We start from the raw sequence: 1,758 nt of genomic DNA on the forward strand, positions 1-1,758 counted from the left end.
TGGATGCCGATCGCGACCGTACTCCCAGCGGATGGTTCGGGTGGGACCGTCCCGAGGAGGCCTGACGCTGATTCCGCGGTAGTCGTACCCGTCTTGCGGTACCTGCTCCCACTCGAAATCTACGGTCTCACCTTCGACCAGGTCGACGCTGGAGCCTGTGATGTAAACCGTCTCGTGCTCGCGTGTCGGAGGCAGGGTGATCGCCCGCAACATGCTGATGTGAACCCAGCAGCCGCTGGGAGTGTCGGCCGACTCGACGACGCCCCACCCTTCTTCACCACTCCACACCGCAACGACACCTGTACAGGTCACCGGCTCAGCGTAGCGACGCCGGTCGCTCCGACTCCACGCATTCCCCCCCTGCGGCGAGTTCCCACAGTGTCAGGTGAGCCGCCTGCCCTGACACGGGCATGCAGGGTGGTGGCGCGTAGAGCGGGGGAGCTTGAGGGCTTCTATCTCTCCTCTAGGGGTGCGGTAGTCGAGGAACCTGCTCCAGTAGTCGAGATGCGTGAGTCGATCGAGAACCAGTGGATCCGTACACCGAATAGTCAGGCATTCGGTAACGCAGTGGGAGGTGCGCCGTCCGTGGCGCACCTCCCACTGCCTTACGCCGGGAGTTCATACTCCTGTGTGGTGACCGCAGGTACTCTTTCGATGGCCGTGAGCGGGTCGCCCTTGAGTTGACCACAGCTGTCTTTCGGCAGCTCGAGGCGCACTGCGCGAGATTGTGGATCTACAGCCCACACCACCGGGATCGGCGCTGAGCCGACAGCATCGCAATCCTCTGGATCGCGGGGTGGGTCGGTCGGTGTGTTCACAACCGCTAGCGCACCGACCACGTCCCCGCCTGCGCGTTCGGTCTGGCGCATTATCTGCGTGCCGTTCTCCGGTCGGTCACCGTAAAATTCACACACCACAAAGCCCACTGCATCGAAGGTGGCCGGAAGTGCGCCTGCGACTGGGGCATTAGGGATACCGGGATTACTGGTCGCGGCACCAGGCATCGCACTCACGACGACGTTCGGGGCAAGGCAAGATGCCTGCGGGACGACCTGACCTGCCGGTAAGGCTACCGATTCGCCGCGGGATTGAAACCAGAACGTAGCCCCGGCGACAACAATGAGCAGCGCGACTCCACCGATAGCCACGCTGCGTCTTCTAGACATGGTCGCATCGTAAGCGCACCACACCCCTAGAGCTTGCTGGTCAGATGTAGAGCAGGTGGGTGGCGGTACCGTCGAAGCGTTCGAGGTTGTCGAGGACGCCGGTGTAGTTTGCGGGCCCACAGGCGACGATAATCCATGGGTCGGCATGGCACCGATCGAGTCGCCCCGTCGATATCGATCATCGGCGACCCGCTCGTCCTCAGGACTGGGCCGGGGCCAGCCGCGCGGACGGGTCGGTGTCGTAGTGCTCACTGGTCTGCGTTCCTGACAGAGTGGAGTCACATTCAGGGCGTTTGTTCACTGTTCACCTGTCCGTCGCCCTATGGTTGCTCGCGGCGGCTGCGACGGTCGACGGGCCGGGTGATACTGCAGTAATGCCGCTGACACCTGACACCCCGCACGAGCGAGATCGGATGCTCGCGTTCGCCGTGCAGTGGATGCCGTACGGGGGCGGCGACGCCGAGGACATCATGGTTGCCTTCGGGATTCCGCCGGAGACGTATTTCCGCAGGCTGCGACACCTGCTGGCCGACCCCGCGCGGCCCGTCGACCTCGATTCCCGGACCACGGACGCTTTGCTGCACGTATGCCG

3 protein-coding genes are annotated in these 1,758 nt (G+C 63.8%); 1 reads left to right on the plus strand and 2 read right to left on the minus strand.

The window, feature by feature from the left end:
* Window positions 1-312, minus strand: a 312-nt coding sequence (locus A2J02_RS09675) for a hypothetical protein (RefSeq protein WP_068049635.1), incomplete at its 3' end; no start/stop codon positions are given.
* A 293-nt stretch (window positions 313-605) separates the two neighbouring features.
* A complete protein-coding gene (locus A2J02_RS28645) occupies window positions 606-1,148 on the minus strand; it encodes a hypothetical protein (protein ID WP_156516165.1) in 543 nt (180 codons plus the stop codon).
* A 392-nt stretch (window positions 1,149-1,540) separates the two neighbouring features.
* On the opposite strand from A2J02_RS28645, the gene A2J02_RS09685 reads away from it, so the two are divergent.
* Window positions 1,541-1,758, plus strand: a 218-nt coding sequence (locus A2J02_RS09685; RefSeq protein WP_231911429.1) for a DUF3263 domain-containing protein, incomplete at its 3' end; no start/stop codon positions are given.

It is taken from the genome of Rhodococcus sp. EPR-147, from assembly GCF_001647185.1.
Taxonomy (GTDB): Bacteria; Actinomycetota; Actinomycetes; order Mycobacteriales; family Mycobacteriaceae; genus Rhodococcoides.